This window comes from Bacillus cereus group sp. BfR-BA-01382, assembly GCF_022663475.1.
GTDB lineage: Bacteria > Bacillota > Bacilli > Bacillales > Bacillaceae_G > Bacillus_A > Bacillus_A thuringiensis_S.
In genome coordinates this window covers 20,647-44,698 of sequence record NZ_JAKUFQ010000041.1, presented here as the reverse complement: position 1 = coordinate 44,698, position 24,052 = coordinate 20,647, and the positions used below count along the sequence as shown (strand labels likewise).

Sequence of the window (24,052 nt, the reverse complement as noted above, 5' to 3'; positions counted from 1 at the left end):
TTAACAACTAGCTTTAACACCAAAGCAAAATTGTTGCAATGCAAATGCAAACTTAATACAGTGGAAGCCTAATTGCTACAGATAGGATGGATGAAACCTATGAAAATTGAACATATCGTAATTTGGGTAAATGACTTAGAATGAATGCGTGATTTTTATATGAAATACTTTAACAGTAAAGTAAACTCTATAGCCATTCTTTCAATTTTACTTCATCCAACATTACAACCCCTTCTCATGATCTTTCACAATATATTCGCTCGTTTTTCACAAAAGGTTCATTTTACATGAAAATTTATTTATTACAATAAAAATATAAGGTATATTTTTAAGAAAAGGAGGATTTCAAGAATGAATAAAGAGGATAAAATTCACGCTGAAAAAGTGTTGAAAAATCTATTCATCGGATCACAAGTTGATGGATTACAATTTGGTATTTCTCCAGGCGCTATAAAGATTCATTTCACAAACTTTCACAACTCAGTTGATTATGACGGACAATTATATATCAATATCGAATCAAAATGGTGTTTATTTAATAAACCTCAAAAAAGATACCCATTAAATGAAGATGAATTTGAAGTTTATTCTGGGGAAGAAGAATATGAAAGAATATTTAAGATAAGAAGACAAAAAGTTACCGATATACAACTTGGCTTAGAAAGCCCTCATTTAATTATTACATTAGATAGTGGACAAATTATTTTTGTAAATGGTTTTCATGATTATTATGAATGTTGGCAAGCTGGTGTCCTATGTGAGCAATGGCTTGTAGTAGCTGCACCTGGGAATGAAATCGCCACTTGGGCTCCTGATGAGTTTATTAATAATTAAACTGTTTTTACGAAGAAGAACCGAAGATATTTTATGAACTACATAACTATTTCTATTACACTTAAACGAATGACCATTTTACTTTAATAGAACTCACTTTATTAAAATTGAAAGGATGATAATGATGGCATGTGTCCATGATTTTGGAATAATTGACGATTTTACTTCTCAAAAAAATTACGAAGATTATACACCAGAGAAATATCATTGTATTTCTGTTGATGATGATATTATCAGTAGCTTAAATCGAAATTTATCAATTATGAAAACCTACTTTCATACAGTCAAAAATCAGGAATACGGTTTAGCTTATTACGGTATTACAATTATCCCGCCTGAATCATTAGCAATATTCTATGAAACAGTTACATCTTCAAAGTTCTTCAAAAATTCTGATGAGCTGATTGAGTTAGCTTCAAAAATTGAACAAGCTACAGCAGAACAGAAGTACATGATCCATTATGGGGTTTAAATGTAATACAAAAAATGCTTAGGATTTCTCCGAAGCATTTTTTGTATGTTACTAATAAATTTATTCCTTAACCATTTAGTCCATGATTGAGCCTATGGCCCCACCTTTTACAAGTGAGGGCGCCCCTATTAATCTAAATAGGCGTCTCATTTCCAATCTTCCAGCTAAACCATTTCCCATGCCCTTCTGTTTCTCCAACCGTTTCACGATATTCGTTTCCGTTAATATAATAATCAATATGAAGGTCACGATCCCACATGTTGTTATAAAGGTGGAATACATCACGTTTTGCGCCAATTTCTTGTATTTGTTTTTCTAACTTATGTTTTACTTGTTCTGGTATTTGATTTGCAACGTGTGTATGGAAAATACAAATAACAGCTTCTTCACTTATTTGTTCAATAATAGATGATAATAGCTCTACACCGTCTCCTTCTATGAATTGGACAGATTCATTTTTCACTAAAGATGCAGCTTGATCAAACATCTCAAGCCTTTCTTTATGTTCTGGCCAAATTAAAGCACGTAACCATAAATAATCTTCCTCATTATGTAAATCATTCACATGTAAGTCCAGTCCGATTCTTTCTACGACAGATGGGCTTTCTTTTAGAAAATGCGGTACATTCTCCCCTCTTATTTCAGAAGTTACATGCACATTTGAATTTATATTTCCGTACATTTCATCCGTCCCGTACGAATAACTATATTGGTCCCAGAACAGTTGCAACCCAGAACTTGTCCCAATTTCAATTAACGCTAACGGCTTCTTCACTTTGTTAAATATGTAGCAGAAACTTGGGTATAAGTATGCGCACCGTCTTACTTCATTTGTTTGAACGAGTTTCGTTTGTAACAAAGTAATGATTTCTTCTCGGTACTCTTTACAGAAATCTTTAAAATGATTAAAAGCTTTATCTAAATTTGTATCAGCATTTTCAACTAAACTACTATAATACGTTTTTAAATGATGTTCTTTCCCTGCTAGCAATAAATAATGTACTGCACCTAATAGTAAGTTTGGGACTGGTTGACCTACCTGAGCATAGGACGATAGTGTAAGTACTTCCTCATCTTCAGCAATTTTCATTGATAAATATTCATATAAATCACTTGACCCTTTACATTCCTTTATTGAAAAGTTTCGAAATAAGTTTGAAATTTGTTCTTTTGTACACATTAGAGTCCCTCCTTTTTATTTTTCAGAATAATCTTACCATTACAGAAAGAATAATCCCATAAAAAGGTACTCGATTTAGTCACTTAAGGATACGTAAGCTTTTTCGAGATAATTTCAAACTGTAATTTTTTTCTATTTATCACCTTAAAAGAGCTTGTTAAATAAGATTTTTAGCGAATAAAACGTTAAATAGTTTAAAATTATCAGATAACACTAGATATTTTAGTCTATTAATTATTATAATAGAGTATGAGATGGTTATATAATTGAGACAAAAAAGGTATACACCTAGGTGGGGCCTAGGCGGTGTTTCTCTTTTACGGCTTAGACATAGAAAACACCTACACTTTTTTGCCAATATAGGGGATGGAGAGATTATCATGAGCAACATGCAGCAAAAAACAGACGTTATCTTAATTGGTGCAGGAATTATGAGTGCAACGTTAGGCTCATTACTAAAAGAATTAGCACCTGAATGGGAAATTAAAGTTTTTGAAAAACTCGCAAGTGCCGGGGAAGAAAGCTCTAACGAATGGAATAATGCAGGTACAGGGCATTCTGCGCTATGCGAACTGAACTATACTTCCGAAAAATCTGACGGATCTATAGATATTGGTAAGGCTGTAAAAGTGAATGAGCAATTCCAGCTTTCAAGACAATTTTGGGCATATCTTGTAAAAAGCAAATTAATTCGTAATCCACAAGATTTTATTATGCCACTACCTCATATGAGTTTAGTACAAGGGGAAAAAAATGTTGAGTTCCTAAAAAACCGTTTTGAAGCGCTTTCAAAAAATCCACTGTTTCAAGGAATGGAATTTTCCGACGCTCCTGAAACATTAAAAAAATGGCTTCCACTCATTATGGAAGGCCGTACATCTAATGAACCGATGGCGGCAACGAAGATTGACTCTGGAACAGATGTTAACTTCGGTGCATTAACACGTATGTTGTTTGATTACTTAAAAACGAAAAATGTCGAGCTAAACTACAAGCATAGTGTTGAAAATATTAAGCGCACGAAAAATGGTTTGTGGGAAGTGAAAGTACACGATATGAATAGTGGTAAAATTGAGCATCATACTGCTAAATTCGTCTTTATTGGCGGTGGTGGCGGTAGTCTACCTCTACTTCAAAAGACTGGTATCCCTGAATCAAAGCATATCGGTGGATTCCCAGTAAGTGGACTATTTATGGTATGTAAAAACCAAAAAGTTGTAGAGCAACATCATGCGAAAGTATACGGTAAAGCTAAAGTTGGCGCTCCGCCAATGTCTGTACCTCACCTTGATACGAGATATATAGATAATAAAAAAGCTTTATTATTCGGACCATTCGCAGGGTTCTCACCTAAATTCTTAAAAACTGGCTCAAATCTTGACTTAATCGGTTCTGTAAAACCGAATAACGTCTTAACGATGTTAGCTGCTGGTGTAAAAGAAATGGGACTTACAAAATACTTAATTCAGCAAGTTATGTTATCGCACGAAAAACGCATGGAAGAATTACGCGAATTCATTCCGAACGCGAAAAGTGAAGATTGGGATATTGTAGTTGCTGGACAACGTGTACAAGTAATTAAAGATACTGATGCTGGCGGTAAAGGAACACTTCAATTTGGTACAGAAGTAGTAAGTGCAGCTGACGGCTCAATCGCCGCATTACTAGGCGCATCACCAGGTGCTTCTACTGCTGTTCACGTCATGCTTGAAGTATTAGAAAAATGTTTCCCAAGCCGCATGGTAGAATGGGAAGAAAAAATAAAAGAAATGATTCCTTCATATGGCATTTCACTAACTGAAAATCCAAGGTTGTTCCAAGACCTACACACTTCTACAGGTCGTACGCTTGGATTAAATGAAAAAGAAACAGTTCATAACTAATGAAGAAATAAAAAACGTCCGATATATTCGGACGTTTTTTCGTTACTAGAAATTATATTTATCAATATTCTCTTTCGTAAATACAACCCGCTCTGGCAATACAATAATTCCATTTCCTTCTGCCTCATAATCATAACCTTGGATGGAGTTTGGCTCTACTTTCACTTTTCCGATTCCTTTTACTTCAAAACTATCCCCTACTTTTAACTTCTTCCCTTTTACTACTATTTCATTTGCTACATACGTTGCGAGTGCACCTTGTTGTTTTACATCCCATAATCCAAATTGTTGTACTGTTCCTCGTTTTACGTAATCACGCATAACGTTTGGTGTAGAGAAGCCAGTTACAACAACTTTTTTATCCATTTTCAAGTTTTCAGCTGCTTGTGCCATCGCTGGTAGTGCCGTTGCATCCGGGCAAATGACTGCATTAATATCTGGATACGTTTTTAATATGTTCTCCCCTACTGATAACGATTTTTGCGCATTATTTTCACCGTACTGCGTCGTTACAATTTCCCAGTTCGGATATTTCTTTTTAATAATTTCTTTCGCTTTCGTTACCCATTGGTTTTGATCCGTTACTGTTGGACTAGAATAAAAGAAAGCTACTTTTCCTTTATCTCCAATTTGCTTGGAAGTCATTTCAATTAATAAGTTAGCAAGTTGGTCTGGTGTCCCTTGACTTATATAAAAAGAACGGTCTTTCGGATTCACATCAGAATCCCACGTTAAGACAGTCATTCCTTTTTTCTTAGCACGCTGCAGTGATTGCGATAAACCATCAACTGATGTAGAGGAAACCATAAGTGCATCATAGTTTTGATTAATGAAATTATTTATATACTTTACTTGCCCTGATACACTCGCTTCAGACGGCCCATCATATTTCACTTGTACGCCTAGCTTATCTCCCATCTCCTTTGCTCCTTCACCGCCCGATGTAAAGAAGCCAACTCCAGTTAATTTCGGGATAAATGCAAATTTCACATCATCTGCTTTTTTCTTATCTGCCGTTTGACTGGAACAAGCGATTAAACCAATTAAACAAATACATACGATCAATACAATCCCTAGTTTTCTCTTCATGACATTTCCCCCTTATGCAAATTCCGTCTTTTCCCTGCTAAGAATTGATGTAATTTGAAATGTCTCATAATAACTGAAAGAATAAGGATAATACCTATTACTACATTTGATTGTTCATTTGTTAAACCTGTCATTTGTAGGCCATATTGCATAAGGCCTATAAAAATACTCGCTAGTACAGTACCAATAATACTTCCTTTTCCTCCCGTAATAAGTGTCCCGCCTAATACGACTGCTGTAATGATTGGTAATATTGTTTCACTTCCCATATCAGCACGTGCGGAACCGAAATATGCAGTTAAGAAAGCACCCCCTAATCCACCTCCTAACCCAGAAAGTATGTAAGCAATGATTACTACTTTCTTCGTCTGAATCCCGGTGTATTTTGCTGTATTTTCGTTCGCTCCTGTTAATTGTACGTGGCGTCCATATATCGTTCGGTGAAACAAAATCGTGCATACAATTGTTAATGCGATAAGAAGCCATAATAAGTTAGGTATTCCTATAAAACTACCATTTGCTAGTTGTACATAAGCATCAGGTAAACCACTTATCCCTTCATATCCAGAAGCACCCGCCCCTCCTGAAATGACGAGTGCAATTCCTCCATATAAAAACATCGTTCCGAGTGTAACAACTAGTGGTTCTACATCTGTCATTTTTATAATGAATCCATTTAAAGCTCCTGCTAAGCAACTGACTATAAGTGCCATTATTACTGCTAATAAAATATGAATCCCATTCATCCAAAGTACACCAATTAAAATCGAAGTTAGCCCCATAATAGATCCTACAGATACGTCAATTCCTCCTGTTACAATAACGAAAGTCATTGGAATCGCTGCGATTGCTATAAACAGAAAATCATTTGTACTAAAAAGGAGATTACTAATATTTAAAAAATCACGATTTATAAAACTAAAGAGAATGAATTCTATAAGAAGTAATACGATTAGAACACCTTCCCATCTGTAAAAATACTTCATAGATTCATCCTCCTCTCTACTTTCCACTTCTTCATGACACTATCTAGTATGATAATAAGTAATAGTAAAAAACCCGAAATAGCATTATTCCAAAATGCTGGTATTTTTAAAAAGACGAGTGAACTGCTTATTGCTTCTAAAAATAATGCTCCTAATGCGGCTCCAAATATAGAACCGGTTCCTCCTTTTAGATGAATTCCTCCTAGCACAGCAGCTGCGATCACCTGTAGTTCTATTCCTGTACCAGTTTGATTTGGAACGAACCCGATATTCATAACAAATATGCAACCAGCGATTGCCGCACTTATGCCCGATATAATAAACGCATTTATCTTTACTTTATTAACAGGTATCCCAATGAGCCTCGCACCATCTTCATTGTCACCTACCGCATAGAAGTATCTTCCGTATGGTACCTTCCTTAAAAAGAAGTATAGTAGTAATAAAATAATAAGAACACCCCATACAATTATCGGCAGACCAAGTATGACGATAGATGAAAGTTTCTTAAAATTATTTGGAGTATCTTCAATCCACTTCCCGCCTGTGAAGATTAACATTGCACCTCTAACAATTCCTAACATCCCTAATGTCATAATAATGGCTGGTACCCGAAACTTTGCAACTCCAATCCCGTTTATGAAACCGATAATAGCACCAAGCATTATAGCAGCAAGTATCGACAAGACTGCACTATATCCGTTCGTTAATAACATCCCGCAAACTGCCGCGCTTAATCCCATAATTGAGCCAACTGATACGTCTATATTTTTCGTAAATAAAACGAACGATTGGCCAATTGCTAGAACGACTAAAATAACGCTTGATTTCATCATTAACGATAACGAGTTAAACTGAACAAAACTAGGATTTATTATCCCGACCATGGCTATATAAATTAGTAGTAACAGTATGATAGACGTTTCGTGCATTTTATACATGCGTTTCATTCCGTTACACCTCCGTATGCAAGACGTGTAACTTCTTCTACATTTATTTTTTCTTTCTCCAAATGAGAAACAAATTGACCATTTCGCATGACGTATACACGGTTAGCTAATTGGACGATTTCCTCAACATCTGAAGAAATGAATAATATGGCGAGTCCTTCTCTTTTCATTTTTTCTATCGTTTCATACACTTCAAGCCTTGCTTTTGCATCAATTCCGCGAGTTGGTTCATCAAGAATAATGATTTTGGGATTACATGCAAGATATTTCGCAAGCACGACTTTTTGCTGATTACCTCCCGATAAAGATGTAAGTTCTTCATTCATACTTGGTACAACAATTCGGAACTTTTCTATAAACGACTTTACTAAAGCGCTTTCTTTTTCTCGGTTAATAAAAAAGCGATTATTTTGCAGTAAACATGCTGCAGTAATATTTTCTTTGACAGATACAATGGAGAAAATTCCATTCCTCGCCCTATCTTCCGGCACATAAACGAGCCCTTCGCTTAATCTTTTATGCAAAGGACATGTATCAATTAGTTTTCCTTCTAATAAAATAGAGCCTGATTTTATAGCTTCCAATCCAAATATTGCTTCCGCTAATTCCGTTCTACCTGATCCAACAATGCCAGCAATCCCCACAATCTCTCCAGCATGTACAGTGAATGATATATTCTCGAATGTGTGACTAGTCACATTCGCTACTTCTAATACTTTTTTCGTTCTTTCTGTCTCTTGAACTATTTCTCTTTTTTCTTCCTGTTTATATCCTTTTGGCAATAACCCCTCCATCAGCGTGTCATATGTATAGTCACATATATCCCCTTGACTCGCGATTGTTCCATCACGTAATATCGCTACTTTATTGGAGATTTCAAAGATTTCCGGAAAACGATGTGTAATGTATATCATTCCAATTCCTTTTTCTTGCAAACTTTTCATCAGCACAAAAAGACTCTTGATTTCATGAGTTGTTAACGTCGATGTTGGCTCATCTAAAATAAGAATCTCAGCGTCTCGTATTAATCCTCTAATGATTTCTACTAACTGTTGCTGCGCAATGGATAATGATGCTCCTAACTCATAAAGGTCAATATCCCACCCTAGACTGTTAATCAATTGCTGAATCTGTACTCTTAGTTTCTTTTTCTTTTCTTTTAACCCGATACATATATTTTCTTCAATAGTCATATGCGGAAAAATGAGTGGTTCTTGCGGTATTAAATAAATACCTTTTCTATGTGCTTCTGACGGATTTGAAAACTGTTGCTTCATTCCTTTTACATACATCTCTCCATCATCATACGAATATAACCCCGTTAATATTTTCATTAATGTTGATTTCCCGGCGCCATTTCCCCCCACTAAAGCGTATATATCTCCACGCTCTACTTGTAAGTTCACTTCTTTTAATACAAGTTGATTTAAAAACGCCTTACTCATTTTCTTTATTTGTAATAAAGGTACGTTCTCCACATGATGTCACCTGCCTTTATCCAGAACATTTTTTGAGAAAATGATTATTTGTTCTACTTGTTTTGTAGCATTGTATATTCCTTTTTTTATATCTAGAACACTTTTTTCTACGTACAATTAATCGTTTCAACTGGAATAAACAAAATATGTGGCACATATGTTTAAGGAGTGGTCAATTGTTGAAAGGGATGAAGAGTATGACACAGCTGAACTTTGAAGAGAATTTATTAACTAAAGTAGCTTGGTACTATTATAAAGACCAATTAACACAACAGGAAATTGCTTCACTTCTTCACATTTCAAGAAATAAAGTTGTCCGGTTATTAGATAAGGCACGCAGTGAAGGTATCGTTACATTTCACGTAAAAGGAACTGGTTTACACTGTTTAAGTATTGAGCGTGACCTAATGAAAAAATTCCACTTAAAAGATGCTTTCATTATCCCTACTCCAATAGACAATTATCACGCTTCTCTCGGAAAAGCCGCTGCACAATATTTAGAGACTCATCTCCAACAAGGTGATTTACTCGGCATCGGCTGGGGTGAAACAATAAGTAAAATGCTAGAAAACATTCATTTTGAAAGTTCTATTAATCTTTCATTCGTAACGCTAACAGGCGGAGTAAACCACTATCTCCCAAGAAAACAAAACTATTTACACTACATGCAAGGTGATCTTCATATTATTCCTACTCCTTTTCTAGCATCTTCTACTGAAATGGCACAAAGTATTTTATCAGAACCAAGCGTGAAAGATATGCTTCATGTCGCTTCACTTGCACATACGGCAGTTGTCGGTATTGGCGGGTTATCTCAAGACGCTACGATTGTAAAAGAAGAAAAATTAACGCTACGTGAAATGACATATATTCGAAGTCAAAACGGGGCGGGCGATATTTTAGGACAGTTTTATAATACGAATGGTGATTTATTAGAGCTCTCGCATCATAATCGTCTAATTGGCACACCACTTACGATTCTTCGCAGTATGAAGCATGTCATTGGTGTGGCTGGAGGTACTCAAAAGATAGATGCCATTTATGGGGCTTTAAAAGGGAAATTTATTCATACATTAATTACTGATGAAGAAACTGCGCTCTCCTTATTAAGAAAGGAAGGTGATTCTTAATGTCTGCTTTATTAGCTTTCGATGCTGGTACAGGAAGCATTCGAGCTGTTCTTTTTGATTTACAAGGCAATCAAATTGCAGTAAGCCAAAAAGAATGGGTTCATAAAACTGATCCTCGTTACCCCGGTTCTATGAATTTTGATGTAAAAGCAAACTGGCAACTCGTACAACAGTGTACGAAAGAAGTTCTACAAAAAAGTAATATACTTCCTTCTTCTATTCAAGCTATTAGCGCTACAAGTATGCGAGAAGGTTTTGTTTTATATGATAAAAATGGGCAAGAAATATGGGCATGTGCAAATGTTGATGGCCGTGCATCCGCTGAAGTTAGTGAGCTAAAAGAAATCCGCTCACATCTTGAAGAAGATTTATACAGAAAATCTGGGCAAACTTTTTCATTAGGTGCTTTACCACGTCTACTTTGGATTAAAAAACATGAACCAGAAATCTATTGTAATATCCACTCCTTTACGATGTTAAACGATTGGATTTTGTATAAATTAAGCGATGTACTGCAAATCGACCCTTCCAACGGTTGTACGTCTGGAATCTTTGATTTACAAAATAGAAATTGGGATAACGATGTCGCTAAAGAGTGTGGTATAACTTTGCCATTTTCACCAAAAGTAAATGAGGCTGGTACAGTAATCGGAAACGTTACAAAAGAGTGTGCAGCATTAACTGGATTACTGGCAGGAATTCCTGTCGTCGCTGGCGGCGGAGATGCTCAAATGGCATCACTCGGAACTGGAGTCGTGAAACCAAATCAAACATTAATATGCGGAGGCAGCTTTTGGCAACAAGAAGTAAATATTACAGAACCAATTACAGATCCATATGCTGCGATTCGTGTAAATTGCCATGTCATTTCGAATCTATGGCAATATGAAACAATCGCTTTTTTCCCTGGTCTTGTTATGCGCTGGTTTCGAGACGCTTTTTGCCAAGAAGAAAAAAAGCTCGCTGAAAAACTCGGTGTAGACGCTTATGAATTATTAGAAGAACAAGCGAAAGACGTACCTGTCGGTTCATATGGTATTATCCCTACTTTTTCAAACGTTATGAACTACATTTCTTGGCGTCATGCCGCACCTTCATTCTTAAATTTAAGTTTAGACGCTGACAAATGCGGAAAAAAGGAACTGTTCCGTGCTATTGAAGAAAATGCGGCCTTCGTTACACTTGGAAACTTAAAACTAATTGAAAATCTTACTGATACATTCCCTTCTGAAGTTGTTTTTGCTGGCGGTGCCGCTAAAGGGAAACTATGGCCACAAATTCTATCAGACGTACTCGGCATTCCTGTAAAAGTACCAGTTGTGAAAGAAGCAGCTGCTTTAGGAACTGCGATTGCTGCTGGAGTTGGCGCTGGAATATATACATCTATGGAAGAGGCTGCCGAACAATTTTTACAGTGGGAAAATACATTTGAACCAATCACGGAAAATCACGAGCTATACAAGGAATTCTATGAAACATGGAAAACCGTGTATAACAGTCAGCTCACTTTAGCTGATAAAGGACTTACAACACATATGTGGATTGCGCCAGGTGCACTGTAACTCATTTACATAAAGGAGTGAACTGTATGTTAAAAGCGAATGAAAATGATTTCTCCTATCGCTTCGGTGATAACGGGCCGAAATATTTAATACAAGGCCCGAATATTGATCTTGGTCTTGTTGTCATTCAGCCTGGGCAAGAGTTTCAAAATCACTATCATACAACATGTGAAGAAGTTTTTTATGCGTTAGAAGGTGAAATAGACTTCTATGTAAATAACGAAAGAGTTCCGATTAAACAAGGTGATGTCCTGCAAGTTCGCCCTCATGAATCTCACTATCTGATTAACCATTCTGATAAACCTTTTAAAGCTGTTTTTATAAAGTCACCACATTTACCAAATAAAGATACGGTACAAACGGAAAATCCAACATTAACGAAGGAGTGATTTCGAATGACTTGGGGATTTAAAAATCGATTAAATACAATTTTACCTGATGGTAGAGCGGTTATGTTAGCAATAGATCACGGATATTTCTTAGGACCAATTCACGGACTAGAACAACCACTTGAAACAGTAAAAAACTTACTTCCTTATACAGACTCCCTCTTTTTAACGCGCGGTGTACTTAGCTCCTGTATTCCTGAAAACTGCAGTACACCGATGGTTATGCGTGTATCTGGCGGCGCTACTGTCGTTGGTAAAGATTTAGCGAATGAAACAATTGTTACACCTGTAAAAGAAGCAGTGAAGCAAAACGCAATTGGCGTTGGCGTTTCTGTTTTTGTCGGATCAGACTATGAAACACAAACTGTTTCGAATCTCGCAAATGTAGTTTCTGAAGCTCACGATTACGGCCTACCAGTACTCGGTATTACCGCAGTCGCAAAGGAATTACAAAAACGTGAAGCTCGCTTTCTAGCACTTGCTTCCCGCGTATGTGTTGAAATGGGTGCTGATATTATTAAAACGTATTACTGCGAAGGATTCGAAAAAATAACGAGCACATGCCCTGCCCCAGTTGTCATCGCGGGTGGCCCAAAACTAGATTCAATCGAAGACGCATTAAACATTACGTACAATGCACTGCAAGAAGGCGCGATCGGAGTAGACATGGGCCGAAACATATGGCAATCTGAGCACCCAGCTGCGATGATTCAAGCAATACATGGTATTGTGAAGAATAGATTGAATGTGAAAGAGGCGCTTGAACTTTATGATGATGTGAAGAATTAATGTAAAAAGACAGACTATTTATTAGTCTGTCTTTTTTGTTAAAATAAAGTAAAGGAGGAATGATTATGCGAAGAATGACTTTCGAACGTCCTACCGATCATTACGATGAACGCTTATACTCTATTGATGAAAAAATTTGCGCCCTATTAAAAGAACGAAAAGAACTTTCAGGTGATGACCCAGGTTTTCCACATGATGAAGCGATTTATAAATGGGCTAAGCAATACGAATTTTATCCAGACTATCTAAACTCATTATTCTCTTCCATGATGGATGAAGAAGAATTTAAACCTCGCGTTGAACCAACTGGCTTCAAAAAACATGTACCTGTTTTTAAAACTTATGAACATAATGGCGTCATGTATACTGTAACTTTTATTCGGCAATATGCAAATGCTAGTGTAGTTTATTTATATAGCGATTGGGATTCCACGGATGAAGATTTTATTGAAAATAAGCCTCATAGTTTCTTCCAATTATCAATAGATGATACATACGATTGCTGGTCAGAAGGTGGTGGTGGCACCGATGGACATATGAATCATCAATTCGTTATATCTCCTGTCCTTCCTGATAATTTGTCTGGAATAAGCTTACGATTTAAAGAACTCAGTATCCCGTTTAGGAAAGATCAAGCTGTGCTTGAATTTGAAATTCAGATAGACAAATAAGGTGAGACTATAATCAATCCACAAATAGTAAGATAAATAAGGTAATAAAATAAACAAGCCCCTTTCCAAACTGGATAAGGGGCTAAATATACACCTTCAAATGATTACTCTTGGTGATTACTATTAAGCTTTGAAATTTTCTTACCTTCTCTATAATCAAGACAAGACACTTCAATTAATAAGCCATTAAATACTGTAAAATAAAAACCATAACTACTACCTCGCATCGAATAAGGTTCCTTATCTATTTCAATGCCGCCTGCTACTAAACGATTATACGCTTGATCCACTTCATTTGTAGTTTCCACTAAAAAACCAATATGAAAAGCTTCCGGATACGTAACTTCCTTATTCCCTTTAAATGCTTTTGGATCACTTAGCACAAGTATAAATCCACTCTCATCACTCATAACTACAAGTGCTTTCCCTTTTTGTTCCAAAAATTGAAAATCAAAAAATGTTTCAAAGAAATGTCTCGCTTCTGATAAGTCATCAACACATAAATTTAAATGATTCAGCTTCATGTACTCATCTCCTTTTAAACAGAAGGGATATAGACTCATTTTCATAACCCTTAAATATGTAAGGCAAGATATTCAAGCGTTCCATCTAAGACTATGCTTTATAAGTCTAATATTTTTTTCTATATCCTAGAACATTTTTTTAATGAATGAAAGATTTCCTATCATTTACATCCCCCATTAATAAAAAAGAGGATACATGTTTGCTTCTACAACATGTATCCTCTGCTTGTATATTAAGACTGTTGATAAGCCGATTTCGATGATTTCACATAATAAACTGCGTGATCCACATTAATAATATGATCTGGTTTTGGTTTACCACGGCCTGCTCTATGTCCAGCTAAGTGTTCTTCACTTGTTTCCCAGTTTTTCCATGCTTCTTCAGATTCCCAGCGAATCATTACGACAACTTCTTCGTCGCCGCGTCTTACTTTTTTCACGAGAACACTTAAATCGATAAAGCCTTCAAATTTTTCAATAATACCTTCTCCAGTGAAACGTTCTACAACTATATTTGATGTACCTTCTTTTACTGTAAATGTTTTCGTTTCGATAAACATATATCCCACTCCCTCTTTGTAATACGAATACTAGTATGCTTCTATTATAATTGATTATGATAATTATTTTCAATTGTAAAGTTTTAATTTTTTGAATTATGCTGATTTCTTTTCTATCGCCTCATCTAAAAATTTGAAATATGGAAGTAACATCCCTATTAAAGATGTAACACATATAATTGCACCGATGATTACATATAGCGCTCTTACTCCCCACATTTCACTCAATATTCCCCCTACTAACACACCTAATGGCATAGCGGATCGTATAAAAAATAAACGCACTGAAAATACTTGTCCTATCATATTATTTGGGACGGTTTGTTGGCATATTGTCGTGTTATGAACATTGAAAAATGCAATACAAATCCCTGCTATTACTTCAATTATTATTGCAATGATAATACTATGATTGAATCCTAATGAAATGTATGTGAGTCCCCCTATAAACAATCCTCCGAGCATAAGTATACGCCGGCTTTTATATGTTACTTTTCCGACTAATACTGAGCCAATTACGTAGCCAAGTGGAAAACCTGCCATGAAATAACCGTACTCTGCATATCCCGCTGACAGCTCGTCTTTTATATAAGGAAGATTTGTGACCATCGTTACCCCTACTCCAAACTGCACGAAAGTAAGAAATATACCGAGCCAAACGATGATTGGTTTTGTGAAAAAATATGTAAAACCGTGAAGAAATTGTTCTAGCCACGTTTTCCGAATAGGTTGCGACGTTCTATTTTCTTTTATATAAAATAAGAAAGTGCCACTAACAAATAAACATATGCATACGAAAGATAATGTAAGTTCTGTTCCAATCAAATGAATGACTACTCCGCCTAATACTGGCGCAAGAAACATCATAAGGCGAGTCATCCCATCAATATACGCATTTGCATCTTGAAGTTGTTCTTTCCCTACAATGCTCGGTGTAATTGCTTGACTTGCAGGTGTATAAAGTGGTGTAATAAGTCCCACTACAATTTGAACAACATAAATGTGCCAAACTTCTATACTACCCGAAACTAGCATCACCAAAGGTAATAAAAATACGGACGCTCGTATCCATTGTGAAAATATCATAATCCACTTCCGGCTCCATTTATCAATAAATGGGCCACTTATTAATTGCAATATGAGTGATGGGATGAAATATAATAGCCACATACTACTTAAAGCCATTTCCGATCCTGTTAATTCATATACTAGAATTGAATTACATAACGTTCCGAAAGCCCCTCCTAATTCTGAGATTGCACTACCAATCCACATAAAAAAGAAAGAACGATTTTTCAATACACTCTTCACTATAGCTCACCAACTTTTCTCTTAAATTCCTCCCTTTATGTACATTCTTGTTGCATATTATCTATTCAAAAACGCTTCTAATTCTTTTGCTAACGACTGTACTGCTTTCTTCCTTAATACATACTTTCCGTCATGTATATCAACTAACTTCGCTGCACGTAACAATTTCAAATGATGGTGTACTGTCGATTTACCAAGCTGCAATCTTTCCGTTATTTCCTGTAATGTACGTTCTTTTTCAAACAACATTTTTACAATTCGCAATCTCGCCTCATCCCCAAGAGCCTTATGTTTTTGAACTAAAAAATAATTCGGTTCATACGGATCTTCAGGATGAATGCTTTCATTCGCAACTGGATAATGAAATACTTTCGTATCTTCAATATCTGCTTCAATATTCCACGGTCTGTACGTCATTTGCGGAATAAGAAGTACGTGATGAACACTTGGCTCTGGCATATAGTTCACTCCGCCAGTCGCCCACTCGACAAACTCTTCCGGTTTCATCTTTTTATTCATTTCATTTTTTGCTTCATAATCTCGTTTTAATATAGAAAGTATTTCTTCTTCCTCTTTCTTAATTATGCTCTCATACCAACCTGTCATTACAGTGATTAAATGAGATTTTAGCACTTGTACATCTACATCACATATAAAGCTAATATAAGTAGAAAAAAACGGATGATCCTGCGTTAATTCCTTTAGTTCATGTATTGCAGTTACATCTCTACTTGCGGCTAAACGTCTTTTCTCTTCATACTTCTCCCCTAAAAACGGTAAACATATAAATTTCAAATCTTCTTCTGAAAGTAAATCAATTTTAAAATTAAACTGCGATAAATCTTGAAAATCCTCTTTATACAATAACTGAAGCAATGCTTTCCACGTATTATGTTCTTCTACAAACTGCAAGTGTTCTCTCATCTCATTTGTTAATGATTGTCTAATTCCTTTCCATTCACTTTCAGTCTTTTCAAGAGTATCAATTAACCTTTTATGAGTAATTGCTGCAATACCAAGTGCACATTCGAAAAGTATCGAATATTTCACCTGAACGTTGTATGTTTCCCTCTTTTTACTCTTTATGTGATAGACCTCCATTTTTATCTCCTCCTTGTTTGCTATGTATTAAATTCTATTTTTATCGAATTTACCCTTCTATATTTTTAGAATTTACAAAAATATAAATTAAACCACATTCATTCTAAATTAAGAAGAATAAGAGCTTTTTTATATACAAATAATAAAGCTCAAGGAGTGGTTGACATGCATTTCATATTAAATATGTTAGGGATTTTCGTTGTCATATTAATCGTTTTCTTATGTTCGCCTAATAAAAAACATATAAAATGGAGACCAATTGTAATTCTCATCATATTGGAGCTTTTTATTACGTGGTTTATGTTAGGCACGAAACTCGGCAGTATTATCATTAATAAAATTGCGTCATTTTTCAGTTGGCTACTGGCATGCGCGAACGAAGGTATTCGCTTTGCATTTCCTTCCGCTATGGACAGTCCACACATTGATTTCTTCTTTAGTGCATTACTTCCTATCATTTTTGTTATTACTTTTTTCGATATTCTATCTTATTTCGGAATCTTAACTTGGATTATTGATAAAGTAGGTGCAGTTATTTCAAAGATTTCTCGTTTGCCAAAGTTAGAAAGTTTCTTTTCCATTCAAATGATGTTTTTAGGGAACACCGAAGCACTTGCAGTTGTTCGTGATCAATTATCTGTTTTAAAAGAAAATCGATTATTAACTTTTGGAATTATGAGTATGAGTAGCGTTAGCGGATCCATTCTTGGCGCTTATTTATCAATGGTACCAGCTACATATATTTTCAGTGCAATCCCTTTAAACTGTATTAATGCATTAATTTTAGCCAATGTATTAAATCCTGTGGAAGTTACGAAAGAAGATGATGTCGTATATACACCTTCAAAGCATGAAAAAAAGGATTTCTTTTCTACTATTTCAAACAGTATGTTAGTTGGAATGAATATGGTTATCGTTATTTTAGCCATGGTAATTGGGTATGTAGCTTTAACAGCATGTTTAAATGGGATTTTAGGCTTTTTTGTAACGGGGTTAACAATTCAAAAAATCTTCTCCATTATCTTTAGTCCTTTTGCATTTTTACTCGGTTTATCCGGCAAAGATGCTATGTATGTAGCTGAATTAATGGGAATAAAAATTACGACGAATGAATTTGTTGCTATGATGGATTTAAAATCAAACTTAAAGTCGCTACAACCGCATACGGTTGCGGTTGCAACAACATTTCTAGCTTCTTTTGCTAACTTTAGTACAGTAGGTATGATTTACGGAACTTACAATTCATTATTTGGCGGGGAAAAATCATCAGTCATCGGTAAAAATGTTTGGAAGCTTCTTGTTAGCGGGATGGCTGTTTCTTTATTAAGCGCTATGCTTGTAGGGCTTTTTGTATGGTAAATGGATATTATAATAACAAAAGACATCTCAATTAAATTGGATGTCTTTTGTTATTCTTAGCTCCGAATTTGTCCATTTCCACGAATTACATATTTTGTGGAAGTTAATGCTGGAAGCCCCATTGGTCCTCTTACGTGTAATTTTTGCGTACTGATACCAATTTCCGCTCCGAATCCAAATTCGGATCCATCTGTAAAACGAGTCGATGCATTATGATAAAGTGCCGCGGCATCTACAGAAGTAAAAAACTTGCTGACGTTTTCCTCGTTTTCAGTAATAATCGCTTCAGAATGCATAGATCCATACGTATTTATATGATGAATCGCTTCTTCAACAGTGGCAACCACTTTCACTGCTAGTGTGAGAGATAAAAACTCTGTTTCCCAGTCTTCTTCTGTCGCAAGTAAGATAGAAGTATCAATCGCCACTGCTTTATTATCACCGCGTAGCTCTACTCCTCTTTCCTTCAAAGAAGAAAACAACTCGCTACCATATTGCTCTGCCCAATTCTCATGAAGTACAATCGTCTCAATTGCATTACATACAGATGGGCGCTGTGTTTTTGCATTTATAATAATATTAAATGCCATTTGTTTATCCGCTGTTTCATCAATGAATATATGACAATTTCCCGCACCTGTTTCAAGTACTGGAACAGACGCTTCTCTCACTACTGTATCAATTAATTGTTTACCGCCTCTTGGTATAAGAACATCCAAGTACTCATTCAATGTAAACAGCTGTTTTGCACTATCTCTCGTTGTATCTTCTATGAGCTGTACACTTTCTGAAGGCAAGCTAGTTTGCTTAAGCGCCCGGTGAATAACGCTAACGATGGCTTTGTTAGAATGGATAGCAGAAGAACTACCACGTAGTATTACTGCGTTTCCTGTTTTTAAACAAATTGTAGCAGCATCAACAGTTACATTCGGTCTTGCCTCATAAATCATTCCGACAACACCAAGTGGTACGCGCATCTCCTGAATAGATAGTCCATTTGGTCGTTCCCATGCACTTACACATTCTCCAATAGGATCACGTAATTCAATTAACTGCTTAATACCCTCTGTCATATCAACAATTCGCTGTTCATTCAGCAAAAGGCGATCAAGGAGTGAATCAGAAAATCCTTTCTCCTTACCTTCTTCAATATCCCGTTTGTTTTCTTCTAAAATATAAGCTGTTTCTACTATCAACTGATTAGCAATTGCAGCAAGTGCTTCATTTTTTTGATCTGTAGTTTTAAGCACAAGTTCTCTAGCAACCTCTTTTGCTTTTATCCCCTTTGCCAACACTTCATTCATTTTCATTTCCTCCTTTTTAAAGTGAAACCCAATGATCTCTATGAATGACTTCATAACTATGTCTCTCGCCTCTTACTTGAATATCTTGGCTTTGCATACCTTTTACATCTCTTAGTTCCTCTGCACTATATGTGCATTGTCCTTTTCCTATTACGCGCCCTTGTTGCGTTACAACCTCTACAACTTCACCCACTTGGAAAAATCCTGATACATTCGTAACACCAGCTGGAAGTAAACTCTTACCATGCTGAATGATGGCAGTAGCCGCCCCAGCATCTACTTCAATTTGTCCGCTAACAAGCGAATGCAAGGCAATCCATTGCTTGTTCATCTTCATTTCTTTTTGAGGAGCATTACCAACATACGTTCCATCACCCTTACCCTTCAAAACATCTACAAACTTTTCCTGTCCACGTCCTGTCCCGATAAATACACTCACACCAAGAGAGAGTGCTGTCTTTGCAGCATCGATTTTTGATTTCATACCACCAGTCCCAAGTTTTGAGCCAGCATCTCCTGCAAGAGAAGAAATTTCTTCCGTAACTTCAGGAAGAAAATAATATTTTTTTGCATCCGCATTTTTCTGAGGATTTTTGTCATATAACCCGTTCACATCCGTAAAGATCATAAGCATATCCGCCGAAACAAGCCCGCTTACTAAAGCTGACAGCATATCATTATCACCGAACGTCAGCTCCTCTAAAGAGATGGAATCATTTTCATTAATAATTGGAAGAGCGGAACGGTTTAGTAATTCTCCTAACGTAGCGTAAGCATTACTATATTGTTCTTTTCTAGAAAAATCACTTCTCGTCAGCAAAAGTTGCGCAGTAACGATGCCATATTTACGGAATTCCTCCGTGTACGCCTGCATTAACAAACTTTGTCCGACAGCTGCTGCAGCCTGTTTCCCTTTAATCGTTACAGGTCTACTAGGATATCCTAGCGCTGAAAAACCTGCAGCGACGGCTCCAGATGTAATTAACACAACCTCGTGCCCTTCCTCTTTCAACCGAGCCAATGCGGCAACGTGATCTGAAAGCTGTTCTGTAGAGATGCCTCCGTGACTATCTGCCAAGGAACTACTTCCAATCTTTACAACAATTCGTTGTTTTTTCACCTTTTTATCCCCCAAGTCTAAAATCAAAGTTTTTATAGTTTACACTTCATTCACTTTGCAACTATATCTATTCTCATCAATGCTGCATTGAAGTATTTAAGAGCAAAATAAAAATGACCGCTTCGCCCTTAATAAAATAAAAAGGACGAAACGGTCATTGTTCCGCGGTACCACCTTAATTGATATACATAGATATCCACTTGGTGCCTATAACGCAGGCGAACGCCTAAACTTTCATTTAAGACTCGGGGATAGGTTCGATACATTCTATACGAGGAATCTTTCAGCCGGTGAATTCCACTCTCTTTCGCAAGAAGACATATGTACTAATTCCCTTCAACGATTTTCAATCTAATTTTTTTATATTATGCGATATAGTTCAATTCGGTGTCAAGAGGTATTTTTAAAAATAAATAGTGCCACAAGTGACTTGTATGAAATTATTGCCCTACTGAATGAAAATACAAATTGATATAAGTTTAACTCATATTCATAAACATAAAACCTTACATTATAGTGTATATATTTACATAATGTCGAATATAATTAATTTTTATCTTTTAGTGTTGCAAAAAGGAATATATTCTCTTAGAATGTTTCTTTATATTGCACAGGGATATTATTATTATTCTAAGATAACAATATCAAACCGATATAATTGATTATAAAAGGAGCAAGATTGAGTTATTATGGATAAACAAATTGGATTCATCGGTTGCGGAAATATGGGAATGGCTATGATTGGCGGGATGCTAAACAAAAAGATAGTGTCTTCAAATCATATTATTTGTTCAGATTTAAACACTGCTAATTTAAAAAATGCTAGTGAAAAATATGGGCTAACTACAACTACCGACAACAATAAAGTAGCTAAAAATGCTGATATTTTAATTTTATCAATTAAACCAGACCTATACGCATCAATAATTAATGAAATAAAAGAAGTAATCAAAAACGATGCTATCATCGTTACGATCGCTGCTGGTAAAAGTATTGAAAGTACTGAAAATGCCTTTAATAAAAAATTAAAAGTTGTAAGAGTAATGCCTAATACTCCTGCTCTTGTTGGAGAAGGAATGTCTGCATTATGCCCTAATGAAATGGTGACAGAAAAAGATTTAGAAGATGTACTAAACATTTTCAATAGTTTTGGTCAAACAGAGATCGTAAGTGAAAAATTAATGGATGTTGTAACATCTGTAAGTGGTTCTTCACCAGCATATGTATATATGATTATAGAAGCGATGGCAGATGCTGCTGTACTAGATGGTATGCCTAGAAATCAAGCATATAAATTCGCTGCTCAAGCTGTGTTAGGCTCTGCAAAAATGGTACTAGAAACAGGAATACATCCAGGTGAATTGAAAGATATGGTTTGTTCTCCTGGTGGAACGACAATAGAAGCTGTAGCAACATTAGAGGAAAAAGGATTACGAACAGCGATTATTTCAGCTATGCAGCGTTGTACGCAAAAGTCTGTTGAACTATCTGGTCAAACTAAAAAATAAAACTATAAAAGAGATTACGTTAGCTATGAATTCACATAATTTTAATTAAAAATTCACTACATGATAAACGGCCAAACTCATATAAAATTGAGCTTGGCCGTTCCGTTTTTAATTATATTAAAATAATTTCATTCGAATTTTCTTTAAAGGTTCTGTTTTATCCCTTACCTATTCCCTACTATGATTGTGTAATTTTATTAGAAACTAATAATTTTTCAATGCATTTCGGTAACATATCTAATAGTGTTTCAAATGCGTAGTTTACATCTAGACGTTCTGTCCATTGATGTGCATCTTTTCCTACCGGCCCCATATTTAATACTGGAACATCAAACTCTTCTAATTCCTGAAGCGGAATTGAATAACCTTTATCCCATAATGGCATATTGTCTACAAGCGAACTCATTGAATCCAGTGGATACTGCAAGCCTACATAGCTTAAATCTGAAATCCCCCCAAAATAATTTTGGTTTTCAAATGTAATCTTATGATTGTAGTGTGCATACTTTTCCATTTCTACAACCACCTCTTTTATTAAAGGATTGTTGCGTGAACTCACAGCTGGATAGTACGGCGGAGCGAAGAAAAGTACAATCATCGGTGCCTTTTCTTTACATAAAATCGCTAATTTATCTACTAAATCAATCGTTACCGCACGATCATCTTTATCTTCTCTATTTTTTATAATATTAGATTGAATATGATTTATTTTTTCTTGTCCATGTTGCTCAATTGCATATGTGATAAGCTCTTCATACGTTAATACATTTACTTTGAGATTAGGTGGTATAAATGGATTATATTTAGAAAAACGATATGCATGTTTTTCATACGACTCTTCTATTTTCTCTGCTACTTTCGTTACTTTTTGACGTAACAATGAAACTACATCTGTCATTGATTTTTCTAATAAAAACAAATTAAATAATGTAACTGCACGATGCGGAATTTGTACAGAATAATCCTCCTTTAAGTCCCTTTGAAGTAAGTTAGTTGGCGGAGGACTCGCTTCCCCTTCTACAATATCACAAAGGTCTGTGTTTAACTCTAATTCTGCTGTTATTAATGAAGCCATATAACTCCCATTTAAGCCTGCAAAAGGTTCACCTACATGTGTCTCTTTTCCATAGCAAAGAAAACCAGGTAACACTTTACCAATAGAGCCAGTGTAAATATACTTATTTTGGTCACCAGGATGTCTTGAAAACATAGGCTCTGAGTTTAAGACCGTTTTATAATCTAAGTTATGCTCTCTAGCTAAATCTAACAGTCCCGGAACAGCGGCCCTCATCCCTACAGAATTCACTTCTTCATCTGGTACAGCCAATAAAAGAACATTCCCATCGAATCTTCCTTCACATGCTTGTTCAATCATTGCCATTTGTAATGCTAGACCGCATTTCATATCCATTGTTCCTCTACCAAACAGCCATTCCCCATGTTCTATATCTTCACGCACATGCTCTGGAAGTTCATCTTTATGAGAATAAAACATAGATGTTAACTTTTTAGGATTAAATGCATCTTCTTTCCACACTCCGTAATCTTGTACATCTACAACATCAAAGTGACTTACTAGAATTACAGTATTTTTTGTACTATCTTTTTTCTTTACTAGTGCTGTAACAAAATATCGTCCGTCCCCTGTCGGATTTTTTTGTAAATGATGCGGGTTTTCTTTGAAATACTGTAATTCAGATAATTGTTCCACAACAAAGTCTGGCAATATTACTTCAGCTTCTGAACCGGTAATACTAGGAATTTCAACAAGACTGCTTAATAATTGAATCAATTGTTCTTTTGATTGCCACTTTGACATATAAATCCCCCTATTTTTCCGCATTATGAAAAC

General features: G+C 35.7%; 22 protein-coding genes and 1 other annotated feature. Of the genes, 10 read left to right on the top strand and 12 right to left on the bottom strand.

What is annotated here, in order from left to right:
* Positions 1-351: 351 nt before the first annotated feature.
* Both MR160_RS17405 and MR160_RS17400 read left to right on the top strand, forming a co-directional pair.
* Entirely contained in the window at positions 352-834 is a 483-nt protein-coding gene (locus tag MR160_RS17405) for a hypothetical protein (protein WP_042598036.1), read from the top strand.
* 121 nt (positions 835-955) lie between these two features.
* Positions 956-1,306, top strand: a complete 351-nt coding sequence (locus tag MR160_RS17400; protein ID WP_025117865.1) for a hypothetical protein — start codon at positions 956-958, stop codon at positions 1,304-1,306.
* A gap of 133 nt (positions 1,307-1,439) precedes the next feature.
* Here MR160_RS17400 and MR160_RS17395 read toward each other — a convergent pair whose 3' ends face one another.
* Positions 1,440-2,486 carry a DUF2332 domain-containing protein gene (locus MR160_RS17395; protein ID WP_042598033.1) on the bottom strand — a complete coding sequence of 349 codons (1,047 nt, stop codon included), beginning with the start codon at positions 2,484-2,486 and terminating at the stop codon, positions 1,440-1,442.
* A 380-nt stretch (positions 2,487-2,866) separates the two neighbouring features.
* On the opposite strand from MR160_RS17395, the gene MR160_RS17390 reads away from it, so the two are divergent.
* The gene (locus MR160_RS17390) at positions 2,867-4,369 is read left to right on the top strand and encodes a malate:quinone oxidoreductase (protein ID WP_000069147.1); all 1,503 of its coding nucleotides are present in this window, start codon (positions 2,867-2,869) and stop codon (positions 4,367-4,369) included.
* Positions 4,370-4,414: 45 nt separating this feature from the next.
* On the opposite strand, the gene lsrB is transcribed toward MR160_RS17390, so the two are convergent.
* Genes lsrB through MR160_RS17370 form a run of 4 tightly spaced genes read right to left on the bottom strand, consistent with a single transcriptional unit; the run spans position 4,415 to position 8,872 of the window.
* Complete coding sequence (gene lsrB, locus MR160_RS17385) at positions 4,415-5,458, bottom strand: autoinducer 2 ABC transporter substrate-binding protein LsrB (protein ID WP_000823653.1); 1,044 nt, start codon at positions 5,456-5,458, stop codon at positions 4,415-4,417.
* On the bottom strand, positions 5,455-6,444 hold the full coding sequence (locus MR160_RS17380; RefSeq protein WP_000873535.1) for an ABC transporter permease: 990 nt from the start codon (positions 6,442-6,444) through the stop codon (positions 5,455-5,457). Before MR160_RS17380 ends, lsrB begins: the two co-directional genes overlap by 4 nt.
* Positions 6,441-7,394 (bottom strand): ABC transporter permease subunit, encoded by a 954-nt coding sequence (locus tag MR160_RS17375; RefSeq protein ID WP_000827677.1) that lies wholly within the window; start codon positions 7,392-7,394, stop codon positions 6,441-6,443. Before MR160_RS17375 ends, MR160_RS17380 begins: the two co-directional genes overlap by 4 nt.
* Positions 7,391-8,872: a sugar ABC transporter ATP-binding protein gene (locus tag MR160_RS17370; protein WP_000432601.1), complete on the bottom strand. Its 1,482-nt coding sequence runs from the start codon at positions 8,870-8,872 to the stop codon at positions 7,391-7,393. Before MR160_RS17370 ends, MR160_RS17375 begins: the two co-directional genes overlap by 4 nt.
* 179 nt (positions 8,873-9,051) lie before the next feature.
* Here MR160_RS17370 and MR160_RS17365 point away from each other — a divergent pair, with 179 nt between their 5' ends.
* From MR160_RS17365 to MR160_RS17345, 5 genes are all read left to right on the top strand, one after another.
* Complete coding sequence (locus MR160_RS17365; protein WP_000677766.1) at positions 9,052-10,002, top strand: sugar-binding transcriptional regulator; 951 nt, start codon at positions 9,052-9,054, stop codon at positions 10,000-10,002.
* Positions 10,002-11,564, top strand: a complete 1,563-nt coding sequence (lsrK, locus tag MR160_RS17360; protein ID WP_242297807.1) for an autoinducer-2 kinase — start codon at positions 10,002-10,004, stop codon at positions 11,562-11,564. Before MR160_RS17365 ends, lsrK begins: the two co-directional genes overlap by 1 nt.
* Positions 11,565-11,590: 26 nt before the next feature.
* Positions 11,591-11,953: a cupin domain-containing protein gene (locus tag MR160_RS17355; protein WP_000909986.1), complete on the top strand. Its 363-nt coding sequence runs from the start codon at positions 11,591-11,593 to the stop codon at positions 11,951-11,953.
* A 6-nt stretch (positions 11,954-11,959) separates the two neighbouring features.
* Positions 11,960-12,742, top strand: a complete 783-nt coding sequence (gene lsrF, locus MR160_RS17350) for a 3-hydroxy-5-phosphonooxypentane-2,4-dione thiolase (RefSeq protein ID WP_000219780.1) — start codon at positions 11,960-11,962, stop codon at positions 12,740-12,742.
* Positions 12,743-12,807: 65 nt separating this feature from the next.
* Positions 12,808-13,413 carry a hypothetical protein gene (locus MR160_RS17345; protein WP_001253821.1) on the top strand — a complete coding sequence of 202 codons (606 nt, stop codon included), beginning with the start codon at positions 12,808-12,810 and terminating at the stop codon, positions 13,411-13,413.
* Between the two features lie 104 nt (positions 13,414-13,517).
* Here the strand turns inward: MR160_RS17345 and MR160_RS17340 are convergent, their stop codons facing one another.
* The 4 genes from MR160_RS17340 to MR160_RS17325 form a co-directional block, all read right to left on the bottom strand.
* The gene (locus MR160_RS17340; protein ID WP_000773089.1) at positions 13,518-13,937 is read right to left on the bottom strand and encodes a VOC family protein; all 420 of its coding nucleotides are present in this window, start codon (positions 13,935-13,937) and stop codon (positions 13,518-13,520) included.
* A gap of 233 nt (positions 13,938-14,170) precedes the next feature.
* Positions 14,171-14,497, bottom strand: coding sequence for a heme-degrading monooxygenase HmoA (gene hmoA, locus MR160_RS17335; RefSeq protein WP_000469498.1), 327 nt, complete (start codon positions 14,495-14,497; stop codon positions 14,171-14,173).
* Positions 14,498-14,593: 96 nt separating this feature from the next.
* Complete coding sequence (locus tag MR160_RS17330; protein ID WP_000843812.1) at positions 14,594-15,808, bottom strand: MFS transporter; 1,215 nt, start codon at positions 15,806-15,808, stop codon at positions 14,594-14,596.
* 57 nt (positions 15,809-15,865) lie between these two features.
* Positions 15,866-16,909, bottom strand: a complete 1,044-nt coding sequence (locus tag MR160_RS17325) for an ArsR/SmtB family transcription factor (RefSeq protein WP_081143950.1) — start codon at positions 16,907-16,909, stop codon at positions 15,866-15,868.
* Positions 16,910-17,074: 165 nt separating this feature from the next.
* On the opposite strand from MR160_RS17325, the gene MR160_RS17320 reads away from it, so the two are divergent.
* Positions 17,075-18,268, top strand: coding sequence for a NupC/NupG family nucleoside CNT transporter (locus tag MR160_RS17320; protein ID WP_042598027.1), 1,194 nt, complete (start codon positions 17,075-17,077; stop codon positions 18,266-18,268).
* Positions 18,269-18,324: 56 nt separating this feature from the next.
* Here MR160_RS17320 and MR160_RS17315 read toward each other — a convergent pair whose 3' ends face one another.
* Positions 18,325-19,572: a glutamate-5-semialdehyde dehydrogenase gene (locus tag MR160_RS17315; protein ID WP_001006616.1), complete on the bottom strand. Its 1,248-nt coding sequence runs from the start codon at positions 19,570-19,572 to the stop codon at positions 18,325-18,327.
* A gap of 16 nt (positions 19,573-19,588) precedes the next feature.
* Positions 19,589-20,692 carry a glutamate 5-kinase gene (proB, locus tag MR160_RS17310; RefSeq protein ID WP_000744738.1) on the bottom strand — a complete coding sequence of 368 codons (1,104 nt, stop codon included), beginning with the start codon at positions 20,690-20,692 and terminating at the stop codon, positions 19,589-19,591.
* 138 nt (positions 20,693-20,830) lie between these two features.
* Positions 20,831-21,041, bottom strand: a binding site (T-box leader).
* A 340-nt stretch (positions 21,042-21,381) separates the two neighbouring features.
* On the opposite strand from proB, the gene proC reads away from it, so the two are divergent.
* Positions 21,382-22,200: a pyrroline-5-carboxylate reductase gene (gene proC, locus MR160_RS17305; protein ID WP_000360732.1), complete on the top strand. Its 819-nt coding sequence runs from the start codon at positions 21,382-21,384 to the stop codon at positions 22,198-22,200.
* A gap of 178 nt (positions 22,201-22,378) precedes the next feature.
* Here the strand turns inward: proC and MR160_RS17300 are convergent, their stop codons facing one another.
* Entirely contained in the window at positions 22,379-24,043 is a 1,665-nt protein-coding gene (locus MR160_RS17300) for a M20/M25/M40 family metallo-hydrolase (protein WP_003309623.1), read from the bottom strand.
* Between the last annotated feature and the right edge of the window lie 9 nt (positions 24,044-24,052).

Excerpts from the sequence above, each read along its gene's own strand:
- MR160_RS17405 (WP_042598036.1), top strand. The coding sequence starts at position 352 with ATGAATAAAGAGGATAAAATTCACGCTGAAAAAGTGTTGAAAAATCTA.
- MR160_RS17400 (WP_025117865.1), top strand. The coding sequence starts at position 956 with ATGATGGCATGTGTCCATGATTTTGGAATAATTGACGATTTTACTTCT.
- MR160_RS17395 (WP_042598033.1), bottom strand. The coding sequence starts at position 2,486 with ATGTGTACAAAAGAACAAATTTCAAACTTATTTCGAAACTTTTCAATA.
- MR160_RS17390 (WP_000069147.1), top strand. The coding sequence starts at position 2,867 with ATGAGCAACATGCAGCAAAAAACAGACGTTATCTTAATTGGTGCAGGA.
- lsrB (WP_000823653.1), bottom strand. The coding sequence starts at position 5,458 with ATGAAGAGAAAACTAGGGATTGTATTGATCGTATGTATTTGTTTAATT.
- MR160_RS17380 (WP_000873535.1), bottom strand. The coding sequence starts at position 6,444 with ATGAAGTATTTTTACAGATGGGAAGGTGTTCTAATCGTATTACTTCTT.
- MR160_RS17375 (WP_000827677.1), bottom strand. The coding sequence starts at position 7,394 with ATGAAACGCATGTATAAAATGCACGAAACGTCTATCATACTGTTACTA.
- lsrK (WP_242297807.1), top strand. The coding sequence starts at position 10,002 with ATGTCTGCTTTATTAGCTTTCGATGCTGGTACAGGAAGCATTCGAGCT.
- MR160_RS17355 (WP_000909986.1), top strand. The coding sequence starts at position 11,591 with ATGTTAAAAGCGAATGAAAATGATTTCTCCTATCGCTTCGGTGATAAC.
- lsrF (WP_000219780.1), top strand. The coding sequence starts at position 11,960 with ATGACTTGGGGATTTAAAAATCGATTAAATACAATTTTACCTGATGGT.
- MR160_RS17345 (WP_001253821.1), top strand. The coding sequence starts at position 12,808 with ATGCGAAGAATGACTTTCGAACGTCCTACCGATCATTACGATGAACGC.
- MR160_RS17340 (WP_000773089.1), bottom strand. The coding sequence starts at position 13,937 with ATGAAGCTGAATCATTTAAATTTATGTGTTGATGACTTATCAGAAGCG.
- hmoA (WP_000469498.1), bottom strand. The coding sequence starts at position 14,497 with ATGTTTATCGAAACGAAAACATTTACAGTAAAAGAAGGTACATCAAAT.
- MR160_RS17325 (WP_081143950.1), bottom strand. The coding sequence starts at position 16,909 with ATGGAGGTCTATCACATAAAGAGTAAAAAGAGGGAAACATACAACGTT.
- MR160_RS17320 (WP_042598027.1), top strand. The coding sequence starts at position 17,075 with ATGCATTTCATATTAAATATGTTAGGGATTTTCGTTGTCATATTAATC.
- MR160_RS17315 (WP_001006616.1), bottom strand. The coding sequence starts at position 19,572 with ATGAATGAAGTGTTGGCAAAGGGGATAAAAGCAAAAGAGGTTGCTAGA.
- proC (WP_000360732.1), top strand. The coding sequence starts at position 21,382 with ATGGATAAACAAATTGGATTCATCGGTTGCGGAAATATGGGAATGGCT.
- MR160_RS17300 (WP_003309623.1), bottom strand. The coding sequence starts at position 24,043 with ATGCGGAAAAATAGGGGGATTTATATGTCAAAGTGGCAATCAAAAGAA.